We start from the raw sequence: 24,472 nt of genomic DNA, 5'->3' as shown, positions 1-24,472 counted from the left end.
CTTTTTATACCCAAAATTCCGTAAAATCAATACAATCCGGGAGGTAGTTATGAATTCACTGGAAAGACAGAAAAAGATATTTATCATCAGTTCCCTGGTAATCCCCATGGCCCTGCTTATCGGCTTCGTGGTGGTTCCGGCCTTCGATCTGATCCGAATGAGCTTCACCAACTGGGACGGCTATTCGAAAACATACGATTACATCGGCATCGGCAACTATTTTGATATGCTGAAAAACAAGGATCTCTGGCAGTCCCTGAGAAACAACGCGGTCTATTTCTTCGGCCATCTGCTCTTTATCCCCGTTGAGCTGATGTTTGCCGTCCTGCTGACCTCAAAGCTCCGCGCCTCAAAATTTTATAAGACCATGGTCTTCATGCCTTATATCATCAACGGCGTGGCGATTTCCTACGCATTTTCCTACTTCTTTTCACCGATCAACGGAGCCTTTGATGAGATCCTCACCCTGTTTCACTTAGAACCGCTGATCAGGAACTGGCTCTCCGATCCGAAGATCGTGAACTTCGTCCTGGCGGGCGTGTCCTTATGGCGTTTCTCCGGCTATCACGTAATCCTGTTCATGGCGGCGCTCCAGTCCCTTCCTCAGGATGTGCAGGAGGCGGCCAGAGTTGACGGGGCGAGCGCATGGCAGATGTTTAAATACATCCAGATCCCTGCCATCATGCTGATGGTGGATTTCGTCCTGTTTGACAATATCCGCGGCGCGCTTCAGGTATTTGATATTCCTTACGTCATGACCAGCGGCGGTCCTGGATACGCTTCCTCGACCTTCACACTCTATACCATCGATACGGCGTTTAAATACAGCAACTTCGGCCTGGCCTCCACCATGGCGGTGGCTATCATGCTCATGATCGTCGTCATTTATGTGGTTCAGAATAAGATTATCCACGGAATCGTATTAAAAGGAGGGAAGAAAGGATGAAACAGCGTACACTGCAGCAAATTGTAAAACAGGTGATCTGCCTCTGCATGGTATCCATCGTGCTGGCGCCGATCCTTTTAACCCTGTTTGCCGCGTTTAAGACGAAGGCGGACATGGTCAATACATCTCCCTTGTTACTGCCTCCGTTCAGCCGTGTGACCATGGATAATTTCCAGAAGGTTCTGGGGGACAAATACCTGTTGATCGGCTTTAAAAATACGGGAATCATACTCGTTTTCAGTATTTTTTTCAACGTATTGTTCGGCACGATTACGGCGTTTATTCTTGAACGGTTTCAATTCCGGTTCAAAAATCTGATCATGAGCCTGTTTTTCCTGGGGATGCTGATTCCAAGCTTCGTCACGGAGATCGCCCGTTTTAAAATTATCAACGGGCTGGGGCTGTATAACACGCTGGGAGCGCCGATCGTTATCTATGTAGCCTCAGACTTAATGCAGCTTTATATTTACCGCCAGTTTATCTCCACGCTTCCCGTATCCCTGGATGAGAGCGCACTGCTGGATGGCTGTTCGTATTTCGGCCTGTTTACGAGAATTATCTTCCCGCTGCTGGCTCCGGCCACAGCCACGGTCGTGATCATCAAGGCGATCACTATCATTAACGATATGTACATTCCATACCTTTATATGCCGAAGAACAAGCTGCGGACGCTGACCACGTTTCTGATGAATTACGCCAACGCACAGCAGGGATCCTGGCAGAATCTGGCGGCAGGAATCATCATCATTATGCTGCCGACGATTGTGATCTATCTGTTCTTCCAGAAATACATTCTGGCGGGAATTGCTGCCGGTGCTGTCAAAGAGTAAGAAAGTGCAGAAAATCGTAAAAAAAGAGATGGATTCTTTTGCCGGGCGGCTCTATAATAGACGTGAAAAAGGAGGATATTTTTATGGATCAGTATCATGCCGATTTAACCTGGCTTGAAAATCCGGAGGTGTTTGCAGTGAACCGTCTGGAGGCACACTCCGACCACCGGTTCTATGAGAGCAGGGAGGAGGCGGACGGCGGCATCATGAAGCTGCGTCAGTCCTTAAACGGAACGTGGAAATTTTCCTATGCCCCGAAGCCGGAGCAGAGGAAAAAGGATTTTTATCTGCCTGAGAGAAGTCTCGGTGATTTTGGAGAAATTACGGTCCCCGGCCATATAGAGCTGCAGGGATATGGTAAATGTCAGTATATTAACACGATGTATCCGTGGGAAGGTCATTCGGAGCTTAGACCGCCCCACGTGGACTGGAATGATAATCCTGTCGGAAGCTATGTGAAGGAGTTTGAGACGGACGCGGCCCTGAAGAACAAGAGGCTGTTTCTGTCCTTTCAGGGGGTGGAGAGCGCCTTTTACGTATGGGTAAACGGCCGGTTCGCCGGCTATTCCGAGGATTCCTTTACTCCCTCCGAATTTGAAATCACGGATTTCGTAAAGGATGGGGTCAACCGTCTGGCAGTGGAGGTCTATAAGAGAAGCAGCGCCAGCTGGATCGAGGATCAGGATTTCTTCCGGTTCTCCGGTATTTTCCGGGATGTGTATCTTTACGCGGTGCCGGAATGCCATGTGCGGGACATCTTTGTCCGCCCAGGCGTCCAGGAAGACTTAAGGACCGGAGAACTCACCGTGGACCTGACGCTGGAAGGTAACAGGAAGGGCAGTGTATCGGCCCTGCTGACCGACCGGGAAGGGAATACTGCCGCTGTTTGGGAGCGTGTGCCTGCCGAGGAAAATACATTTTTTGCGGGCAGGGTGCCGGAGGTTCATCTGTGGAGTGGGGAAGACGCCTATCTCTATACGCTGACCGTAATTCTGTACGATGAAAAGGGAGGGATCGTGGAGATCGTTCCCCAGAAACTCGGTTTCCGCCGCTTCGAGATGAAAGACCGCCTCATGTGTTTAAACGGGAAACGAATCGTGTTCCGCGGAATTAACCGTCATGAGTTCGATGTGCAAAGAGGACGCGCCGTCACGGAAGAAGACATGATCTGGGATATCCGCTTCATGAAGCGCCATAACATCAATGCGGTCCGTACCTGCCACTATCCCAATCAGTCGAGATGGTATGAGCTCTGCGATGAGTACGGGATCTATCTGATCGACGAGGCGAATTTAGAGAGTCACGGCTCCTGGCAGAAGATGGGGGCCTGCGAACCTTCCTGGAACGTGCCGGGAAGCCTTCCGGAGTGGAAGGAGTGCGTGGTGGACCGCGCAAAGTCCATGCTGGAGCGGGATAAGAATCATGCGTCCGTACTGATCTGGTCCTGTGGAAATGAGTCGTACGCGGGCGAAGATATCCTCGCCATGTCGAAGTATTTCAAGGAGCGGGATCCGTCCAGACTGGTTCATTATGAGGGCGTCTTCTGGAACCGCGAATTCAATGAGACCAGCGATATGGAGAGCCGGATGTATGCAAGGCCCGCGGAGGTGGAGGAGTATTTAAACCAGGAACCGGAGAAGCCGTTTATCCTGTGTGAGTATATGCACGCCATGGGCAATTCCCTGGGCGGTATGGAAAAATACACCTCGCTGGAGGACCGGTATCCCATGTATCAGGGCGGCTTCATCTGGGATTATGTGGATCAGGCTCTGATGAAGGCCGACGAGGACGGCATCCTGCATATGGCCTACGGCGGGGACTTTGACGACCGGCCGACCGATTACAATTTCTGCGGCAATGGAATCGTCTACGCGGACAGAACCATTTCGCCGAAGGCGCAGGAAGTGAAGTACCTCTATCAGGATCTGAGGCTGATTCCGGATGCCTGCGGTGTGGAGATCGAAAACAGGAGACTGTTTACCGACACTTCCGACTTGGAATTCATCTGGCTGGCTTTAAGGAATGGAGAACCCGTACATACGGAGAGATTCTGTGCCCGGGTAAATCCGGGAGAGCGGAAGTATGTGAGCGTGCCGGCTCCTGCATTTACAGAGCCGGGAGAGTATGTGTATCAGGTGTCCGCAGTGAAAAAGAGAGCGGAGCTGTGGGCTGACGCCGGGTATGAGACCGCTTTCGGGGAAAGCTGCCGGGAGATTGGCGCTGGCGGTGCTGGTGAGGACCGTGTTGGTGAGACTCGTGTTGGTAAGAACTTCGTTGAAGAGTATCACACTGATAACGACCGCCTTCCGTTTACTGTTATTCACGGTGATGTAAATATTGGCGTGAAGGGAAATGGCTTCCACATAATATTCTCGAAGCAGGAGGGCGGCATTGTATCCCTCGTCTATGACGGCCGGGAGTGGATTGGGAAGATTCCCATGCCTGTGTACTGGAGAGCGACTACGGATAACGACAGAGGCAATAAATTCTCCGTATCCAGCGCCGCCTGGTACGGCGCCGGAAGCTTCCCGCTTTACGACAGCAAAACCTGCGTGGTGGAAGAAGGGGAAGACAGCGTTCGTGTCGCCTATACCTACCGCCTGCCAACGGTTCCTGAGAGTGTGACGGAGGTCGTTTACGAGGTGGACAGAGAAGGCCGGATTAAAACCACGGCTCACTACTTCGGACGCGAAGGACTGCCGGAGCTGCCGCTGTTCGGCATGAGATTCCGCATCAGCGGAACGGGCGGTGATTTTGAGTGGTACGGCCGGGGACCCGGGGAGAATTACAGTGACAGAAACGCAGGCGCACGCCTCGGAATCTTTAAGGATACGGCGGCGGACAGCGTATCGCGCTATCTCGTTCCGCAGGAATGCGGAAACCGCACCGGAATCAGATGGATGAAGGTGACGGACGGAGCGGGACACAGCATTCGGTTTACCGCGCAGGGTCGTCCCTTTGAGGGATCGGTTCTTCCCTATACGGCGGAGGAACTGGAGCATGCCGCTCACGTGGAGGAACTGCCGCAGCCGCGGTATACGGTCGTAACAATACTGGCGGCCATGCGGGGCGTCGGCGGAGATGACAGCTGGGGCGCGCCGGTTTATCCGGAATACTGCGTAAGCGGTGAACACGACATTACTTTCAGCTTTGTAATTGGGAGAGATTAGAATTGAGAGAGATTAGATAGCAGTGACAGACGGCCGGCCGCGGGGAACGCGCCGGCCGTCTGATATGATGAAGCCTGTCGAAAACGGGCTGCAGTTCAGGGGCTGACAGGGCTGCGAACTGTAAGAAAAATATAGGGGCGCAGGAGCCGGTTGTCATTGACAGAGCCGGAGTTCCGGTTTATAATAATATCATTCTGAAGTTCTGATTCTGTTCTGCCGGTTCGGCAATCTGTTTCCAGTATTGTAATTTTCACGCTTAAAACGTATAATAAAAGATGGAATCATACGGTTGCGCGTTTTCCCGCATTCCTTATGGCGGAGGGCTGCGCGTATTTTCCATGAAATGCCGGGCATTTTTAAATTCCCTTACAAATCCTTTAATCCATGAAATTCTCATGATTACAGGAAATTTAAGAAAGAGAAGGGCAATGCACGATGAAAAAAGAGAGAGAAACAAAAGAGTATCTGGAGTTTGTGGAGCAGTTTCAGGCGTTTCTGATTCTGATGACAGAGGAGTGGGGCGCGAAGGTTACGCTGCAAAAAGACGGTGAAGAAGAACCGGAGGAGTTACTGGTGGTGGAGTTGAGAGGGGACGGTCCCGGGATCCATATCCAGCGGTTCCATATGGCGGAGATCTACCAGGATTTCCGGCTGGGAAAAACTATGGAGGAGCTGCTGGCAGAGGCTTCTGACTGTCTGGAACGTTGCAGAGAGATTGAGAAGAACAGTCCGCTGGGGCATATGGAGGACTATGAGTCCATTCGGGAATATCTGGTTATCCGCCCTTTGAACTATGAGAAGAATGCAGAGAAGCTGAAAGAAGGCGTTTGCGAGGTGACGGGAGATATTGCGCTGACACTCTATGTGAGCATTGGGAATTTCAGCGGACTGTACACGAGCTCCATGGTGCCGAAGGTGATATTTGACGGATGGAACAGGAGCCGGGAACAGGTGATGAAGGATGCCATGGAGAATACATACAGGCTGTTTCCGCCGCGTCTCTTTAACTGGCTGGACGTTGAACGGTTTGAGGATGAGGACTACGGTATTTTTATGGAACGGGACAGCTGCGTCCGGCTGGATGGCGGCGCCTGCGCTACGTTCGTTACGACTAAGAGCCAGATCAACGGAGCGGTGGCCATCTTTCTGCCTGGCGTGGCGAAGCGTCTGGGAGAAATGATGGGGAACGATTTGTATATCGCGTTTACCAGCATGCACGAGGCGGCGATCCATAACTGTGAAAAGGTGTATCCGGAGACGATACGGGAGAGTTTAAAGGATCTCAACAGGGAGATGCCGTCGGATGACGACTTTTTGTCTGAGAAGGTTTACTATTACAACCGCGGGAAAGACAGGATCGAAGTTGTACTGGAATATTAAGAGCTGATCACAAAAAACAGAAAGTGCTTGACAGAACAGAAAAGTGGCAGTATTCTAGTATCTAGATTACCGATTAAAGGAAAAGGAGGCAGAAATATGAAATCTCGTACAATTAGCAGTGGAATTATAAATAATAACAATCAGTCAGTCTGCCTCAGGAAAGAATTCGGTCTCTGATCAGCCATTATTACGTATGGAAGTCAGTTTGCTATCTGAATTTGAGTAACTATGCCGCAGTCTGAACTGGACTGCGGTTATTTTTATGGTGGAAAGCCGTCAAAAGCCGCAATATGCTGTTTTTGACGGCTTTTTCCTGTTTTTCGCGGTAATTCGCAGACCGGTCAGTTTTTTAATACGTTCCCGGACTGCGATTGACTTGATATGGCACAGTATAAACAAAGGGGGAGCAACATGAGGAATTTAGGGAAGTATGTAAAGAAGTACGGGATCCTGTATGTGGTGGCCATAGCGGCCATGGTAGTGAGCATTCTGCTGGATGCGGCGTCGCCTCAGATTACGAGACATATCATTGACGATGTCATTGTCGGCGGCAAGATGGAGATGCTCATGCGCCTGCTGCTGGGGCTTCTGGGAATCGGCCTTGGAAGAGCCATTTTCCAGTACATGAAGGAATTTATCTTTGATTATTCGGCGTCGGGGATCGGGAGCAGCTTGAGAAAGGATCTTTTCGACCATATCCAGACGCTGTCCATGGGATATTTCGACAGCCATAACACCGGTGAGCTGATGGCGCGTGTCAAGGACGATGTGGACCGAATCTGGAATGCCATGGGGTTTGTCGGAATGCTGATCATCGAATGTACCATTCACACAGTGATTATCATGACCTGCATGTTCCGCTTAAGCCCGGTGCTGACGGTGATTCCGCTGCTCGTTATGCCGGTAATCGCCTGGTACGGCTTAAAGATGGAGAATGGTCTCGGCCAGGTCTACGACAAGATCAGTGAGCAGACCGCGGAGCTCAACACCGTGGCCCAGGAGAATTTAGCGGGCGTGCGGACCGTGAAGGCGTTTGCGAGAGAAGATTATGAGATTGACCGGTTTAAACGCCACAACAAGCGGTATTACGATTTAAATATGGAGCAGGCAAAGCTGATCGTAAAGTATCAGCCCAATGTCTCCTTTCTTTCCAAGGTGATGCTGATGGCGATCATCGTAGTCGGCGGCATCATGGTAATTCAGAAACGGATCACCATCGGAGAACTGGGCGCATTTTCGGAGTACGCCAACAATATTATCTGGCCGATGGAGATGGTTGGCTGGCTCAGCAATGATTTTGCTGCGGCCATGGCTTCCAATAAGAAGATCAAACGGATTATGGCCCAGAAGCCGGACATCAAGGAACCGGAGGCGCCTGTGGTTCCTGAAAAGATCGAGGGAGAGCTTCAGTTCAAGCATGTGGATTTTGATTTATACGGTTCGAGGATTCTGACAGACATCGATTTTACCCTGCCGAAGGGAAAAACGCTGGGAATCATGGGGGTGACCGGTTCCGGAAAGACCTCCATCGTCAATTTAACCCAGAGATTTTACGACGTGACAAACGGGGAAGTTCTGCTGGACGGCATCGATATCCGGAAGCTGCCGCTGACCCTTTTAAGGAGCCAGACCACGGTGGTTATGCAGGATGTATTCCTGTTCTCCGACACGATCACGGACAATATTAAGACTGGAAACCGGGATGCAACCGAGTGGGAGAGCGTGGAGGAAGCGTCCATCTGCGCGGAGGCCCATGATTTCATTATGAATCTGGGAGAAAAGTACGATACCGTGATTGGAGAGCGGGGCGTCGGACTTTCCGGCGGCCAGAAACAGAGAATCAGTATTGCCAGGGCGATCGCAAAGAGAACGCCGCTTCTGATCCTCGATGACTCCACGTCGGCACTCGATATGGAGACAGAGAAGGAGATTGAGCGCCGCTTAAAGACGCAGAAGGACAGTTCCAAGATCATCATCGCCCACCGGATTTCCGCCGTCCGCCATGCGGATGAAATCCTGATTCTGGAGGGCGGAAGAATCATAGAACGCGGCACCCACGAGGAGCTGATGGCGAAAAAGGGGCAGTATTACAGGACTTATCAGGTACAGTATGGAGAGGAGGGGCAGTCATGTCAGTAAATACAAGCAGAATCGACGAAGAACAGAAGGAAGTACTGAAAAAGGATACGCTCATCCGGTTGTTTAAGTACCTTCTGGTCTATAAAAAGCAAATATCGGCAGTGCTTCTCATTATGGCCGGAACCATTGCCATCAGCATGGCGACGCCCATTATGATAGAGTATGCCATCAACGTCTGTGTGGCGTCCGGAGATGTGAAGGGACTTCTGGAGTTGGGGGCTCTGGCCGTGGTCATGTTTCTCTTTTTCCTGGCGGGGACCAAGATTCGTATGTACATCATGTCGGACGTGTCAAACCAGGTCCTTCTAAATATCAGAGATGAGCTGTACCGCCATATTCAGACGCTGAGCTTCGGATTTTTCGACAGCCGCCCCACCGGGAAAATACTGGCCAGAATTATCGGCGATGTGAATTCCTTAAAGGATGTGCTGTCAGACAGTGTGACTCAGCTGATTCCGGACCTGATTACTGTAGTCTGCGTCGCGGTCATCATGCTGATTAAGAACTACCGGCTGGCCATGGCGGCCCTGCTGACCCTCCCGATTCTGGTGGTGGGAATGCTGGTCATTGAGACGACGGCCCATAAGCGGTGGCAGATCTACAGAAAAAAGACTTCTAATTTAAATGCCTACGTGCATGAGGATCTTTCCGGTATCCGGGTGATTCAGAGCTTTGCGGCGGAGCGGGAGACGAGAGCCGTGTTTTACGATCTGGTTAAGCAGCATTATCAGGCATTTATCGACGCCGTTGTTGTGGCGGACGGATTCGGCCCGGTGGTGGAGATCACCTGGGGGCTCGGCGGATTTCTGCTGTATTTTATCGGCATCCGCATCATCGGTGTGGGCGAGGTTGGCATCGGTACGTTTCTCGCGTTTTCTACCTATATTGCCATGTTCTGGAGTCCGATCCGGAACCTTGCCAATTTTTATAATAAGCTGACAACCAACATTTCGGCGGCGGAGCGTATTTTCGACATCATCGATACGGAAGCGGGAATCCGTGACTGTGAGGGGGCGGAGGAACTGCCGGATATTGAAGGGACAGTGGATTTTGAACACGTTTCCTTCGCATATGATGATGAGCCGGAACGCATGATCCTTAAGGATGTAAACTTCCATATACGCCAGGGGGAGACCATCGCGCTGGTAGGCCCCACGGGAGCGGGCAAGACGACGATTGTGAATCTGCTCAGCCGTTTTTACGAGGCGACAGACGGGCGGGTACTGATTGACGGCTACGATATTAAGAAGGTGACGCTGAAGAGTCTGAGAAGCCAGATGGGGATCATGACACAGGACAATTCCCTGTTTTCCGGTACCATTAAATATAACATTAAATACGGCCGCCTGGATGCCACGGACGAGGAAATGATCGAAGCCGCCAAGGCAGTGAACGCCCATGACTTCATCATGAAGCTGGAGCACGGGTATGACACCGAAATCAGTGAGAGGGGAGCGCGGCTCTCCATCGGCCAGCGGCAGCTGCTGGCATTTGCCAGAACCATGTTGTCAAAGCCGGGCATCCTGATCCTGGATGAGGCCACCTCCAGCATCGATACTCACACGGAGCTGCTGGTGCAGAAGGGCATCGAGGCGCTCTTAAAAGGGCGTACGTCCTTTGTCATTGCCCATCGCCTTTCTACTATAAGAAAGGCCGACCGGATTTTCGTCATCGATCAGGGGAATATCATGGAGGCCGGAAGCCATGAGGAGCTGATGGAGAAGAGAGGGGCTTATTATCAGCTGTATCAGAGTCAGTTTCTGTAGGCTAGTTTCTGAGATAGTGTTTTTGGCAGGGAGTTACGCCGAAAAAGCAGCGGGCATCGCCGCCCGCTGCTTTTTCGGCTGTGTACCGGCTTCGCTGGTAAAAAACGCAATATGACGGGGAAACTCGTGTAGGGGGAATAGCGCGAAGGGAAAGTGTTGGGAATCTGAGAATGGAATGAAGGAATGAAGACTGAATGTAGATACAGGGGAGGATTTTCATAAAGGGATTGACCCGCGGGGTGAAATGCAATAAAATAGGATGCGAGGTGAATGACATGACAGAAGGAGCATTAGTACTGGAAGGAGGTTCTCTGCGAGGAGTATTTTCGGCCGGAGTGCTGGATGTATTTATGGAACAGGGGATCGAGATGTCCTATGTGAATGGCGTTTCTGCGGGATCCATGTGCGGAATGAGCTATATCAGCAAACAGATCGGAAGAACGATCCGGGTGGATTTAGACTATGTAAATGATAAACGGTTTATGAGCTTTCGCAGTATGGTGAAAAACCGTTCGATCTTTAACTTTGATTTTCTGTTTGGGGAATTGAGCGAGACGCTGATTCCATTTGATTTTGAGGCGTTTGAGGCGTCGAAGCAGCGGTTTGAGGTGGTTGCTACCCGCTGTAAGACAGGAAAACCGGAATATTTCGGAAAAGGGGAGTGCGAGAATTTCATAGAAGCGGTGAAGGCCTCCAGCAGCCTTCCTATTATGTCGCGTATGATCAACGTGGGAGGGAAGAAATATCTGGACGGCGGCTGTTCTATGCCGATCGCCTATCAGAGAGCTATCGATGAGGGCTATGAAAAGGTAATTGTCATACTGACCAGGAATCGGGGCTACAGGAAAAAGCCTGTGGATAAATGGACGAGACGGGCGTATGAACGGTATTTTAAACCGTTGCCCCGGCTTTTGAAAGCTCTGGAGGAGGCGCCGGAACGGTACAACCGGATGCAGGAGGAGATTGATGAACTGGAAAAGGCGGGTAGAATCTACGTGATCCGTCCTGACAAACCGGTGACCGTGTCGAGAACGGAACAGGACAGAAAGAAGCTGGAAGCACTCTACGAAGATGGGCGCCGTCTTGCGACGGAACAGCTTGAGGATATCAAAAAATATCTGGGAATCGAAATAACAGGTTGACGAAAGGAAATGACGGTACACGTTTATGAGCATTTACGATACATTGAATGAAGTACAGAGAGAAGCGGTATTCCATACGGAAGGACCGCTTCTTGTGCTGGCTGGAGCCGGCTCGGGAAAAACCAGGGTGCTGACCCATCGAATCGCCTATCTGATCGAGGAAAAGGGGGTAAATCCGTGGAATATCCTGGCGATTACCTTTACCAATAAAGCGGCCGGAGAGATGAGAGAGCGTGTGGATAAGATCGTGGGATTCGGAGCGGAGAGCATCTGGGTGAGTACGTTTCACTCCTCCTGCGTAAGAATCTTAAGACGCCATATTGAGAGCCTTGGATATACGACGAATTTTACTATTTATGATTCGGATGACCAGAGGACTCTGATGCGGCAGGTGTTAAAGACGCTGGAGATCGATCCGAAGCTTTATAAAGACAGGGCTATGCTGGGCTTTATTTCGACAGCTAAGAATGAACTGGTGACGGCTGCGGAGTTTGAACTGAATGCGGGAGGCGATTTCCGTCAGAAGAAGGTGGCTCAGATTTATAAAGAGTATCAGAGCCAGCTTAAGAAGAATAATGCGCTGGATTTCGATGACCTGATCATGAAGACGGTGGAGCTGTTTCAGAATAATCCGGAGGTCCTGGATTATTACCAGGAGCGTTTTAAATATATCATGGTGGACGAGTATCAGGATACGAATACCGCACAGTTTAAGCTGGTTAGTCTGCTGGCCGGTAAGTACAGAAATCTTTGTGTGGTAGGTGATGACGACCAGTCCATCTACAAGTTCCGGGGAGCCAATATCGGTAATATTTTGAACTTTGAGAAGTCGTATCCGGGGGCTTCGGTGATTAAGCTGGAACAGAATTACCGGTCCAGCCAGAATATCTTAAACGCGGCCAACGAGGTAATCCGCCACAACCGGGGGAGAAAGTCCAAGACGCTGTGGACGGCTAATGAGGAAGGGCCTCTGGTGCAGTATAAGCAGTTTGAGACGGCAGCGGAGGAAGCAGACGCCATTGTGCGCGATATTCAGAACAGCGAATGCGGCTATCAGGACTGCGCGGTTCTTTACCGGACCAATGCCCAGTCCCGTCTGATCGAGGAAAAATGTCTTCAGCGCAATGTGCCGTACCGCATGGTGGGAGGTGTAAACTTCTATCAGCGTAAGGAAATCAAGGACATTCTGGCCTATTTGAAGACGATTGACAACGGAAGGGACGATCTGTCGGCTCTTCGTATAATCAATGTTCCGAAGAGGGGGATCGGCGGCACCAGCGTGGGAAAGGTACAGGCATTTGCATCGGAGCACGATTTCAGTATCTATGACGCATTTTGCCGCGCCCAGGCGGTTCCGGGGCTTGGAAAGGCTGCGGATAAGATTCTCAAATTTACGGCGCTGATCGAGGATTTCAGGGAGAGAATCCGCTATGAGGACTACTCGATCCGGGAGCTGATTGAGGATGTACTGGATGAGTCAGGATACCAGAAAGAGCTGGAAGCGGAAGGCGAGATCGAGTATCAGACCCGTTTAGAGAATATTGAGGAGTTGATCAACAAAGCGGTCAGTTTTGAGCGGGATCACGACGAGGGAACACTCTCCGAATTCCTGGAGGAGGTTGCATTGGTCGCGGATGTGGACCGGATGGATGATTCGGAAAACAGGGTGACGCTGATGACCTTACATAGTGCAAAAGGACTGGAGTTCCCGCGGGTGTATCTAAGCGGTATGGAGGATGGACTGTTCCCGAGCATGATGTCGATCTCCTCGGATGACAAGGAGGAGATCGAGGAAGAGCGGCGTCTCTGCTACGTTGGAATCACCAGAGCGCAGGATTTCCTGATGCTGACGGGAGCTAAACAGCGAATGATCAACGGGGAGACCCGTTACTCCAAGACCAGCCGGTTCGTCGAAGAGATTCCGGCCGATTTGCTGGAATGCGATAAGCTGGAACCGAGGCTTTCCCCGTTCCGGAAATCTTCGGACTTTGACGACAGTGACCTGCCCTGGGGCCAGGGCGGCGGAAATGCCAGAGGCGGCAGCTTCTGGGGCAGTTCCGGAGGCGGCGGTACAGGTAACGGAGGCGGCGCATCCGGCGGCCAGAGACCGACGACCTGGGGCAATAAGGCCGCGGGTGTCAGCAGCTTCGGGCCGGGCAGCAATGCCTATGCGTCCAAGACTGCGTCACCGGTTCAGAAACCGGCGTTTGGCAAGGCATTTACTGTAGAGAAATCAGGCGCTCTTGATTACAAGGAAGGCGACCGTGTCCGCCATGTAAAGTTCGGCGAGGGAAATGTGGTGGAGATCAAGGATGGCGGAAAAGACTACGAGGTAACCGTCTGTTTTGACAAGGCGGGGATCAAGAAGATGTTTGCGTCCTTTGCGAAGCTGAAACCGATCTGATCAGCTTTTCCGGTCAAGAAGGTGATCCATCTGGACCGTTACGGATAAAAACTGAAATAAATAAAAAAAAGCAAAAAAGATAGTAAAAGCATAAAGATGATGGTATAATAAGAACGACAGACAGAAAGATTTCGTTTCTGCCGCATATTTTTTATGGAATAGGCTCTCAGAAAGGACGTGGATGATATGAACAGATTCGATACGATGAGCAAAGAAGCTATGAACAGAGTAGAGGAACTCGTGAATTCAAGCAGACTGAACGAGTTGCTGCACAAGAGAGAAGAAGACGAAAAGAAGAAAAACTGTATTCTATGGATACTTGCCATCATTGGTGCTGTAGCGGCAGTCGCTGGCATTGCGTATGCGGTTTACCGTTTCTTCACACCGGATTATTTAGAGGATTTTGAAGATGATTTCGACGATGATTTCGATGATGATTTCTTCGAAGACGATACACCGGGCGAGGGTTCTGAACAGTAAGAAGGACATTTAGAAAAAAGAAGCGTGCCTCAGCGATTGAGACACGCTTTTTGACGCTGTCAGGGCGGGGGGAGAGGTGAGGTGGGACGAGCACGGCAGGGAATGAAGAGTGGTGGGGAATGTAGAGTGGTGAGGTATGAGGGCAGTGAGAAACGATGTTGGATGATTGGCTCGTTGCTTGCGGGAATAAACGAGAACAGGAGCAGATGACGTGAAAAAAGGCGAGATATATGAAGGTACTATAGAGAAATTCGATTTTCCGGATAAAGGGACACTGGTGACGGAATCCGGAAAGATTACAGTGAAGCACGCACTTCCGGGACAGAAGGTATCCGTGATGATTACGAAGAAGCGGGGCGGACGGCTGGAAGGAAAGATCGTGGAGGTGGTGGAAAAGTCACCTCTGGAGACTGCGGAAAAGCCATGTATCCATTTTGGCGCCTGCGGCGGTTGTATTTACCAGACGATCCCTTACGAAAAGCAGCTGGAGATAAAGGAAAAGCAGGTGAGGAGCCTTCTGGACAGTGTCTGTGATTCTTATGAGTTTGAGGGGATTCTGGGTAGTCCGGAGTCCGGCGGATACCGTAATAAGATGGAGTTCTCATTTGGCGATGAGTTTAAGGACGGTCCGATGGCACTGGGGATGCACCGGCGCGGAAGCTTTTATGATGTGGTGACTACCACAGAGTGTCAGATCGTAAATCCGGATTTTTGTGAGATTTTAAAGGCCTCCAAAGAGTTTTTTGAGAAGCTGGGGCTGGGATTTTATAAAAAGATGCAGCATACGGGTTATTTACGCCATCTTCTGGTGCGCCGCGCGGTTAAGACAGGGGAGATTTTGGTGGATTTAGTGACGACGAGCCAGGAGGATCCGGATTTGAAGCCATTTGCGGAGCTGCTGCTTTCCCTTCCGTTAAGCGGCCGGATCGTTGGTATTCTTCATACGTGGAATGACAGTCTGTCCGATGCGGTGAAGAATGACAGAACCGATATTCTGTATGGACAGGACTATTTCTATGAGGAGCTGCTGGGGTTAAAGTTTAAGATATCTCCGTTTTCCTTCTTCCAGACGAATTCGCTGGGGGCTGAGGTGCTGTACGATAAGGCGAGAAGCTATGTCGGCGATACGAAAGACATGGTCGTATTCGACTTATACAGCGGAACCGGAACCATCGCTCAGATGATTGCGCCGGTCGCCAAAAAGGTGGTCGGAGTGGAGATCGTGGAAGAGGCCGTGGAGGCCGCAAAGGAGAATGCGAGGATGAACGGGCTGGATAACTGCGAGTTTATCGCGGGAGACGTTCTGAAGGTTATCGATGATATCGGGGAAAAACCGGATTTGATTATTCTGGACCCGCCGAGAGACGGAATCCATCCGAAGGCGCTGGGGAAAATCATCGACTATGGGGTGAAGAGAATTGTGTATATTTCTTGTAAGCCTACGAGCCTGGTGAGAGATCTGGTGGTGTTCCAGGAGAGAGGGTATCAGGTGGAGAAGGTATGTGCGGTGGATATGTTTCCGGGGACGGGGAATGTCGAAGTGTGTTGTCGGATGTCACTTGTGGATGAAGAAGAAAAATAGCGAGAAAACCACAAGATGTAGTGGCTTAGGAGCAAAAAATGGCCGAAATTCGGGCAAAATTGAGCTGTGTTTTTAGGACGTAAATATGGCTTTTAATAGATATCGGCCGGATGAGGGGCTGTTTTTGGGGCGTTTGGAAGGGATTTTTAACTGAGTGTGGTTGGGGAGCGGAGAAAATAGAAAGTAATTTATGGAAACAGGATAGATTTTAACTAACTGGTTATTGGGGTGATAACCAGAAAAATAAAAGTTTTTGAAGAAGATCAGGTGAAAATATTTGGCTTGGTCTTTTTTTATTGGTGAATATGATAAAAATAATAATAGATGTATGTTGAAGAGAGTGGATATAAAGGTAATGAAATGGAAGGGGTTAGTGAGTGGTAATCTATTGGTTATCAGGGTGATAACCAGATAATTATAGAGGTGATATTGGGAAGGCGATTGATGAGGTGTAAGCAGTCATTTGGATGACACTTGTGGTATTTGAAGAAATAAGCGAGTGAAACCACAAGATATGGTGGCTTTGAGGCTAAAAATGAGCTAAAATTATGCTCTTTTCGGCTGTGTTTTATGAGGCTGAAAATGGCAAAGTGTGGATGACATACCCCGGTTCGAGGATTTTGAACCGGGGTTTTGCTACGTTTAAAGAGAAAATGTGATAACCAAAAAGTTTTGGAAAGTGGTGATAACCGGCAAAACTTAGTTTATTTATTGACCAGCAGGTGATTTTTTAGAGATTGCCTGCTTTTTTAAAAGGGAAAGAGGAAGGGGGAAGGAAAATAAAATTTTATAGAATTCATAGGTTATCAGAGCGATAACCGTCAAAAATAAATTATGTCAGGAGAGGAAGTTATGATATTAAGGGAAATATTTTTAGAGACAAATGTAAATGGAGAGCTGCTGCTTAACAATCATATTCTTTCACAGATGGGAATCGGAAAGAATGAACAAATTTATATTGCATATTTATGTCCATCGGATACAGAAATTGTAAATAAATTTAGGGAGTTTATTTTGACCAAGGATGGAGTAGAAAAAATACAGCGGGAGATGGAAATGGAAGAGGAGGTGTCGTTAACGATACCTAATGAGTTAATGATTGATGCTGGGATTCCTCTGGAAGCAGATTTGGATGTGATTTGCAAAAAGGGACTGATCGTGATTCAAGCCGCTAAAGCAGACGAGATATTACCCAAAGAAGTATTGGAGGCATGTAATGAAGTAGGAATCGAGCCAGAGCAGTTTAGAATAATGCTGCAGGAAGAAAGCGTGTTAAAAACTGAATAAGCATTACAGGTTTGTTTGGGATAGATAATACTTAAAATTAATTTTAGGGTTATCACTGTGATAACCTGAGTATTTAATTTATTTAAAAGGAGACGGTAAATGAAAAGAGAGATTTATTCTGTAAAATGTCCCAGCCACATACAATTGGGAGATCCAATGTATTTTGAGCAGTTTGAAGGAGAAAAGTTGTCCAGATTAGTAGGCGATTATAAGCTACCAAATGATTTTGAGGCAAGAGTAGTTCTGGAGGAAAATGGGATCGAGGACAGCAAGATGATTGTCTACCTGGCCAGAAAAGGTACCATAGATACTTACATGAAAGGCTATATGTATGAAACACAGGTACAGAAGGGGAAATTGATTGGAGTTGATACTGCGGCATATCTTCTGAATATCGATGGAAGAACCGATGAAATTGATACCGGAGGAGACGGATACTGGGGAGACTGTCAGGAATTTTATCACACTCATAAGGGAAACGAGTACCTTGACGCAGTAGTCATGACGGTTATTATGCCTGAGTTTGAAAATCTTGCAAGTATGAAGGGAAGGATTCAATATTTTTTCAAGGAAGTCTCGCCGCTTTGTGATCAAGTAGAATGCAGCGAACAACAGATGAAATGAAGTAACTAGTTTTCGGTTTTAGATGTTTAATAAATATGGGGAGGTACTATGACATTTTTACAGCGGGAATTGAAAAAAATGACAGATATGAGCCAGCTCTGTAGTATGGTTACATTTGTTGGAGACGTCGGCTACGTAAGAATAAGTGAAGAGATTCGACTTCGGCTGGAATTTCTACGTTCTGTGTTATCCACCTACAGCGGAATATCCATGACGATGATTAACCGGAAAGAAGGTGTTATTGATAAGAATAACTTGGAGTTTCAAGAAGTTTTAGGCATCAAATCAGTCAGTAACCCCTATTTTGAAGATGGAGTATGTCCTCAAATTTGGAAAGATGCGAATAAAATTGACTGGTATGTCTATAAACCGATTGAAAGCGATTATCAGAAAATAGCGGAGATGGTGGATTGCTATATTAGTATGTTTCAGGAGGAAGGACTATCGAGAGGACCACGGATGAACCTTTGATGGCAAGACTTAAACGACATGGTTTGCTAAAGCTGCAGTCAGAAAATATAGTGGCTTTGGACGGAAAAGTCGACGAAATTCGGATGAAAATGAACTGTGTATTTAGGCTGAAAAAATGGATTTTAATAGATAGAAGGCGAATGGGTGGCTGTCTTGGAGGTGTTTGGAAAGAATTTTTTGCTGGTGGAGGTTGCTCAGAGGGGAAAATAGAAAGTACTTAATAGAGATAGGGGAGAGTTTAATTAATTGGTTATCAGGGGGATAACCAGTAAATAGAGTTTTCTAAAGGATAGGTCATTATATTTCAGTAACGGTAACAGTAACAAAGACCGCGGTTGGATTAAAAAACAGACAATTCATTTAGGAAAGGAGTGTCTCATGCAGATACATTTAACTGCTGGTGATTACAAGGGACGAGATGGATACAGCGGTGCCATTTTAAATCTGCCTGCAAACCAATGGGAAATAGAAGATGCGAGAGAGCGAGCTCATATTGAGAAAGGGAAAAGCTATGAAATCCATCGATTTAAGGATTGGCCTGGAGCGGTTACATTCCACTTAATACTAGCGGAAGAAATAAGTTTGGAGGAGATCAACTTTCTATCTTCTATGATCACCCAAATGTCTGAAGAAGAAATATTGATTTTTGACAGCGCATTAAAAATACGAAGGGTAAGTGATAAGGACACAGTGATGACCATGAAAGAACTGATTAATACGGCATATAACCTGGATAAGTTCAAGTTTTACAAAGAAATTCCCGATCATTTTATGCTGGAAGAAGTGTGCTTACAGGGAGATTTACTCGATTACGTGTCACATATACCGGATCAATACATGGGTTTGCAAGAAAAAAAGAAAATCATTGAAGTGTTAAAAGAACATGGGAACGGAATCTTCACAGAAAAGGGCTATCTGTATCGCTTTTCTGATGACTGGAATGAAGGTTATGATGGAGTAAATCTTCCTGGTTATCCAGAAGAATTGTCTATTCTTTCGATGCTGTTAAAAAATACAGATGAAACGAATGAGGATCAAGCAGACGATCAGAAGTCGGTTTGGATCACATTCCCTTCGGAGGCCGATCGTATTGCCACTGCATTATTAACTTTAGGTGTTCAATCATGGAAAGACTGTGTGATTGTTGAAAAGATATGTGCGGTTCCTGCATTGGCAAGCATGATTACAGTAGACACGGATCTATTAATGATAAACGAACTGACAGATGCGGTGAAAAGTCTATGGGACGATGGTGACTTAACTATGTATAAGGCAGCCCTTGAATATGAACAATGTCTGGACTGCGGATTAGCTCTCGACATTGCGTTAAATCTGGCCTGCTATGATTTTGATGGTTATTGTGTTTCACAAACAGAATACATGAAAACAAAATTTTGCGAAGGAGGGATCAATATTTCCGACCCAGCCTTTGATTTTTTTGACTTCGATGGGTATGGGAGGCGGCAGATTGGAAACGAGGGGCTGGGCTATACCGCTTATGGTTCAATCAGGCGAAATGAGCAGCCATTTGTTAGGGCAAGCGCGGAGCCAGATTCCGAAATGAGTATGCAACTGTAAAATTTGAACGGGAAGGCAAGGGAAATTGATTGGAGTTAATACTGCGGCCTATCTTCTGAATATCGATGGAAGAATTGATGAAATTGATACCAGAGGGGACGGGGACTGGGGAGACGGTCAGGAATTTTATCACACCCATAAGGGAAACGAGTACCTTGACGCAGTAGTCATGACGGATATTATGCCTGAGTTTGAAAATCTTGCAAGTATGAAGGGAAGGCTTCAATATTTTTTCAAGGAAGTTTCACCGATTTGTGATCAAGAAGAATGCAGCGAACAACAGATAAAATGAAGCAACAAGTTTTTGGTTTAAGATGTTTGATAAATATGGGGAGGTACTATGACATTTTTACAGCGGGAATTGAAAAAAGTGACAGATATGAGCCAGCTCTGTAGTATGGTTACATTTGTTGGAGATGTCGGCTACGTAAGAATAAGTGAAGAGATTCGGCTTCGGCTGGAATTTCTTCGCTCTGAGCTGTCCATTTATAGTGGAATATCAATGACCATGATTAACCGGAAAGAGGGAGTTATTGATAAGAATAACTTTAGTTTTATAGATGTTTTAGGCATTAAAGCAGTCAAAAATCCCAATTTTAAAGAAGGAATATGCCCTCATATTTGGAAAGATTCGTATAAATTTGACTGGTATGTCTATAAACCAATTGAAAGCGATTACCAGAAAATAGCGGAGATGGTGGATTGTTATATCAGCATGTTTCAGGATGAAGGACTATCAAGAGGACCACAGATGAAGCTTTGAGAGCAAGACTTAAACAGAATGTTTTAATAAGGCGGCAGTCTAAAATATAAAAGAAGTGTATAGCAGATTTCATTGACTACAAATGAGTATTAGAAGAAGGCCGTTGTTTGTAAAAGCAGAAGAAAGGAGCTTCATGGGTCAGGAAAAGCCATGTAATAATCATTATACTAAAGAAAATAGCAGTTCAGATTATAGGAAAGTAATTTTTCGTATTATGTGTATTAAGGGAGATCCTGAGTATATAGATCGGGTGCTGTCTCTCCCGATATCAGTCGATCAAATGGAAGCGATAGCGGATCAAAATGGTAAACCGGCGTTCCTGCAATCAAGGACCTTTAACTTTCAATACGTACCTGAATCTGATGGTATGGATGATTATCTGCCTCCATTTCGGAGTGTAGAGGAGCTAAATCAGATTGCCTGTGCAATGCAGGAAATTTGTCAGAACGGATGTTATCATAAAAAAGAACTTTTTGCATTTTTAGAAGCCGAGATACCAGAAGATACCGATGCGGTATTAAAAATAATAAAAGACTATGAAAATTATCAATTGCTTCCATGGAATTATTATCAAAGACCATATACAGAATATCTGTGGGAGAGAAGCGATGTTTCACGTTCTCATGATAAGCAGAATTTTACGGATTCTGAATATTTGGAAAAAGAGTGGTTAAGGCAGAATGGAATCATAAAGACGGAATTTGGTTATGTCCGCAATCAGAAAAGGCCATTAGTAAGAAACGAGGAAGAATCGACATTCAGCCTTTACAGCCCGATCATCCTTCTTTTATATGAGAATAAGAGAACAGAACCAGTGCCGGTTCTTCTTGCAGGAGAGGAAGAAATTGGCTATCAGACCGTGATACAAGCACGGATAGAGGAAAGTCTGGAGGAATGCGGTCCTCAAGGTCTGGAAGTTTATCTTGCCAATCAGTTATTGAAGCAAAAAGTAAAAGCCATGATGCCGCACACGGAAATTGTTAATCAAAAATTGTATCTGGTTCTCCGCGTTGATTTAAACCAGCCACTGACAGATTCTGAATATCAGCAGTTAGTAAATGAGTGGACTCTTCAGGCAGAGCATGGCTGGGGACTGGAATTTTTTGAACAGGCTATAAACGTGCCGGAAGGAGAACTCTTTGCAGTTTTCTGGGAATCAGATGATGCGCTGCATTTTACCATTGAAACGGAACGTGAATTATTCGGACATGCAGCGCAGAGGGAACTTATGTAATGAACACCTATGCAGAGTAAAATGGCTAAAAGGAGAACGTTATGTTTAAACTTTATTTAAATAAGTCGTTGAATAAAAGCAGTGCAATTGCATTACCCACCACAATGTTTGAAATGGAAAGACGCTATGGAAGTTACGGGAAACGCAGAAGGAGAGTCCTGGAAAATTCTACAGCCTATCCGGATTTCCCGTTACCGGAGATGAAAAAAGTTATACCGGAGGTTGTGCTTACAGGCCAAAGTGTCAATCAACTGAGCTTTCTTGCATGCCGACTGGATGGCCTGACAGAAGAGGAGCTGATAATCTTTAATGCTGCGATAGCGATGAAACAACCGGAGACGCTGACCGATCTGATTAATCTTTCCTGTAACCTGGACAAATTCAGTTATATTGCAGGGCGTTTAGATTCCATACGGAAGGAGTCTTGTACAGATTTATCGAAAAGGCATATAATCACAGAGTCAGGATGTGTATATGAAGATGCAGAGTTAGAAGTAGTCTATGATGGAGAGCAGCTGCCGTATCCAGGATATGCGAAAAACTGTATTTTTTCAATATGGCTTCATACAGACATGTATCCTGATAGGTTCTCTTTATCGTTACCAGCCTCACAGGAAAAACTGGATCATGCCTTAAGAAAATTAAGGATACATTCTTTTGAAGAAGGCCAGGACATGATTATACGATCTGCAATCCCTGGATTGGAAGAACGTCTGCCTTGTGAAAATTCTATTGAAAAACTCAACAGACTTGCTTTTATTCTTCAGAAGCGGGCTTTAGATCAAGATAGGGAAGTTCAAAACTTATTTCTGGCCGCAATAGAAGCAGAGGCGCCCTTTGAATTGGATCAGGTAATAGAAATTGCCGAAAACCTAAAAGAATATCACTTTTCAGAAAAACAGAATTCATTCGATCATATTGGCGATGACAGAAAATATCCGGAACAGAATGGAGGCGTTTCGACAACTTACGGGTTCGTTAGAAGAAACGACCAGGCAATTCAACCGTTATCAAAAAAACGGAATACATTTCGGCTGTTTTCTCCATTAACTGGTCAACTATATCTTAAAACCAGTTTTGGTGATATTGAAAATGAATCCGTCCATCTGGGGGCCGAGGAACTGTATATATATGAAGAAGAGATAACAAGGGCTATCAAGGAAGTAATGCAGATTATGAAGTGTGAACATGGGCTGGCAGATTTCCTTGATAACCTGCTTCTAAAGCAAAAAGTTTATGCTATGATTCCAAGTGTGGAAAAATGGAATGATCGCTTATGGGGAGTTTTAGCGGTGAAAATCAACGGTGAGTTGTCAGAAGGGGAAAGAAACGCATTAACAAGAGAATGGGAAGGACAGTGCAGCGATGGATTCGGAGAAGGTTTTGAACAGAATGAAATTAAAGTTGATGATGGAGTACTGTGTGTCAGCTTTTGGCAGTCGGACCGGCAATTCTTTATTAAGCCAGAATCAGAGATAAAAAACCTATTAAAGGAGCAGGAATTTTTATCAATGAATACGATAGGATAGCGGCAATAGCAGGCACTGGATAAAACCAGTGTTTTTTATTGCATCAATGAGCGTAGGATTCGCTGACGATTTGTATTAAGGCGGATTAGTTATGGTATTAACCAGGTTATCACAGTTGTTTCTATTTGGGTGAATCAGGCATAAATAAATCGATGCCTTGTTCCTATATCTTGCAAGAAAACAAAAGAAGGGAGGAAGAGTTCCGGCCGGAGAAGAGATATCTGACTCTCCAAATACTTGGATTTAGAGAGAAAAGCGATTGAACGGGTGAGGGCGGCGTCAGAGATGTCATTTCGGCTTTATGGGCAGCCCCTGCTTGTTACAGACAGCGGAGGAAAAGACAGTGCGGTGTGCAGGGAACTTGTAAAGCGGTCAGGAATCCCGTTTGAGATTCAGCATAACCATACAACGGCAGATGCACCGCAGACGGTCTATTATGTACGAAAGATATTTAAGGAACTGGAGGAGAAGGGGATTTCCTGCAGTATCAGTTATCCCTATTATAAAAATGAGCGGGTGACCATGTGGTCCCTGATACCAATGAAAAAATTTCCACCAACCAGACTCCAGCGTTATTGCTGCCAGGTATTGAAAGAAGAGTCTGGGCAGAACCGGTTTATTACAACCGGGGTGCGGTGGGCAGAAAGCGTGAAGAGAAAGAATAACCGCGGAGTCTATGAAAACTTCACCAGGGATCCTAAGAAAAAACTGATTTTAAACAATGATAACGATGAGAACCGTTTGTTGTTTGAAAGCTGTACAATTAAGGGAAAGCGGATTTGCAATCCAATTGTGGACTGGCAGGATTCCGATGTCTGGGAGTTTATTGAGTCGGAGCATCTGGAGGTAAATCCGCTGTATTTTGAAGGTTTTTTCAGAGTTGGTTGTCTCGGATGCCCCATGGCAGGAAAGCGAAGGTGGACAGAATTCCGCTTATATCCTGCTTATGAGCGTGCCTATATTCGTGCCTTTGGCAAGATGCTGGAGAGGATCCATGAAGAGGGAATCGAAACAAAATGGAAAAATGAGATGGATGTTTTTGAATGGTGGATGGAAGACGAGACGATAAAAGGACAGGTGGAGCTGTTTGATCTGCCTGACTGGAAGGCAGAAAATCCACCTTAAAAAGCTATATGGTATCGGCAGC

Annotated in this window: 20 protein-coding genes; all 20 read left to right on the top strand. The window is 46.9% G+C overall.

Features of this window, described 5'->3' with window-relative positions:
* Positions 1-49 precede the first annotated feature (49 nt).
* The 20 genes from DFR60_RS22695 (at position 50) to DFR60_RS22600 (ending at position 24,450) form a co-directional block, all read left to right on the top strand.
* A complete protein-coding gene (locus DFR60_RS22695) occupies positions 50-946 on the top strand; it encodes a carbohydrate ABC transporter permease (protein ID WP_110324930.1) in 897 nt (298 codons plus the stop codon).
* Complete coding sequence (locus DFR60_RS22690) at positions 943-1,776, top strand: carbohydrate ABC transporter permease (RefSeq protein WP_110324929.1); 834 nt, start codon at positions 943-945, stop codon at positions 1,774-1,776. Before DFR60_RS22695 ends, DFR60_RS22690 begins: the two co-directional genes overlap by 4 nt.
* A gap of 83 nt (positions 1,777-1,859) precedes the next feature.
* The gene (lacZ, locus tag DFR60_RS22685; RefSeq protein WP_110324928.1) at positions 1,860-4,946 is read left to right on the top strand and encodes a beta-galactosidase, LacZ type; all 3,087 of its coding nucleotides are present in this window, start codon (positions 1,860-1,862) and stop codon (positions 4,944-4,946) included.
* 435 nt (positions 4,947-5,381) lie between these two features.
* Positions 5,382-6,326 (top strand): DUF5688 family protein, encoded by a 945-nt coding sequence (locus tag DFR60_RS22680; RefSeq protein ID WP_110324927.1) that lies wholly within the window; start codon positions 5,382-5,384, stop codon positions 6,324-6,326.
* Positions 6,327-6,737: 411 nt separating this feature from the next.
* Positions 6,738-8,465 (top strand): ABC transporter ATP-binding protein, encoded by a 1,728-nt coding sequence (locus DFR60_RS22675; protein ID WP_110324926.1) that lies wholly within the window; start codon positions 6,738-6,740, stop codon positions 8,463-8,465.
* Entirely contained in the window at positions 8,456-10,231 is a 1,776-nt protein-coding gene (locus DFR60_RS22670; RefSeq protein WP_110324925.1) for an ABC transporter ATP-binding protein, read from the top strand. The genes DFR60_RS22675 and DFR60_RS22670 overlap by 10 nt, the downstream gene beginning before the upstream one ends.
* 275 nt (positions 10,232-10,506) lie before the next feature.
* Complete coding sequence (locus DFR60_RS22665; protein WP_110324999.1) at positions 10,507-11,373, top strand: patatin-like phospholipase family protein; 867 nt, start codon at positions 10,507-10,509, stop codon at positions 11,371-11,373.
* 25 nt (positions 11,374-11,398) lie between these two features.
* The gene (locus DFR60_RS22660) at positions 11,399-13,777 is read left to right on the top strand and encodes an ATP-dependent helicase (protein ID WP_110324924.1); all 2,379 of its coding nucleotides are present in this window, start codon (positions 11,399-11,401) and stop codon (positions 13,775-13,777) included.
* A gap of 186 nt (positions 13,778-13,963) precedes the next feature.
* Positions 13,964-14,257: a hypothetical protein gene (locus DFR60_RS22655; RefSeq protein WP_002600022.1), complete on the top strand. Its 294-nt coding sequence runs from the start codon at positions 13,964-13,966 to the stop codon at positions 14,255-14,257.
* Between the two features lie 211 nt (positions 14,258-14,468).
* The gene (rlmD, locus tag DFR60_RS22650; RefSeq protein ID WP_110324923.1) at positions 14,469-15,839 is read left to right on the top strand and encodes a 23S rRNA (uracil(1939)-C(5))-methyltransferase RlmD; all 1,371 of its coding nucleotides are present in this window, start codon (positions 14,469-14,471) and stop codon (positions 15,837-15,839) included.
* An 852-nt stretch (positions 15,840-16,691) separates the two neighbouring features.
* A complete protein-coding gene (locus DFR60_RS22645) occupies positions 16,692-17,126 on the top strand; it encodes a hypothetical protein (RefSeq protein WP_110324922.1) in 435 nt (144 codons plus the stop codon).
* Between the two features lie 99 nt (positions 17,127-17,225).
* Positions 17,226-17,750 (top strand): hypothetical protein, encoded by a 525-nt coding sequence (locus tag DFR60_RS22640; RefSeq protein WP_110324921.1) that lies wholly within the window; start codon positions 17,226-17,228, stop codon positions 17,748-17,750.
* A gap of 48 nt (positions 17,751-17,798) precedes the next feature.
* On the top strand, positions 17,799-18,221 hold the full coding sequence (locus DFR60_RS22635) for a hypothetical protein (protein WP_110324920.1): 423 nt from the start codon (positions 17,799-17,801) through the stop codon (positions 18,219-18,221).
* Entirely contained in the window at positions 18,221-18,442 is a 222-nt protein-coding gene (locus DFR60_RS22630) for a hypothetical protein (protein ID WP_110324919.1), read from the top strand. The genes DFR60_RS22635 and DFR60_RS22630 overlap by 1 nt, the downstream gene beginning before the upstream one ends.
* A 157-nt stretch (positions 18,443-18,599) precedes the next feature.
* A complete protein-coding gene (locus tag DFR60_RS22625) occupies positions 18,600-19,799 on the top strand; it encodes a hypothetical protein (RefSeq protein ID WP_110324918.1) in 1,200 nt (399 codons plus the stop codon).
* Positions 19,800-19,824: 25 nt separating this feature from the next.
* A complete protein-coding gene (locus DFR60_RS22620; protein WP_110324917.1) occupies positions 19,825-20,091 on the top strand; it encodes a hypothetical protein in 267 nt (88 codons plus the stop codon).
* A 48-nt stretch (positions 20,092-20,139) separates the two neighbouring features.
* Positions 20,140-20,562: a hypothetical protein gene (locus tag DFR60_RS22615; protein WP_110324916.1), complete on the top strand. Its 423-nt coding sequence runs from the start codon at positions 20,140-20,142 to the stop codon at positions 20,560-20,562.
* 133 nt (positions 20,563-20,695) lie between these two features.
* Positions 20,696-21,796 (top strand): hypothetical protein, encoded by a 1,101-nt coding sequence (locus DFR60_RS22610; RefSeq protein ID WP_146218627.1) that lies wholly within the window; start codon positions 20,696-20,698, stop codon positions 21,794-21,796.
* 41 nt (positions 21,797-21,837) lie between these two features.
* Positions 21,838-23,325, top strand: coding sequence for a hypothetical protein (locus DFR60_RS31010; protein ID WP_243005155.1), 1,488 nt, complete (start codon positions 21,838-21,840; stop codon positions 23,323-23,325).
* Between the two features lie 285 nt (positions 23,326-23,610).
* Positions 23,611-24,450 (top strand): phosphoadenosine phosphosulfate reductase family protein, encoded by an 840-nt coding sequence (locus DFR60_RS22600; protein ID WP_110324997.1) that lies wholly within the window; start codon positions 23,611-23,613, stop codon positions 24,448-24,450.
* Positions 24,451-24,472 lie beyond the last annotated feature (22 nt).

Origin of the sequence: Hungatella effluvii, assembly GCF_003201875.1 — a bacterium.
Lineage (GTDB): Bacteria > Bacillota > Clostridia > Lachnospirales > Lachnospiraceae > Hungatella > Hungatella effluvii.
Note: the sequence above shows the minus strand (reverse complement) of the source record. Positions and strands in the feature narration are given on the sequence as shown.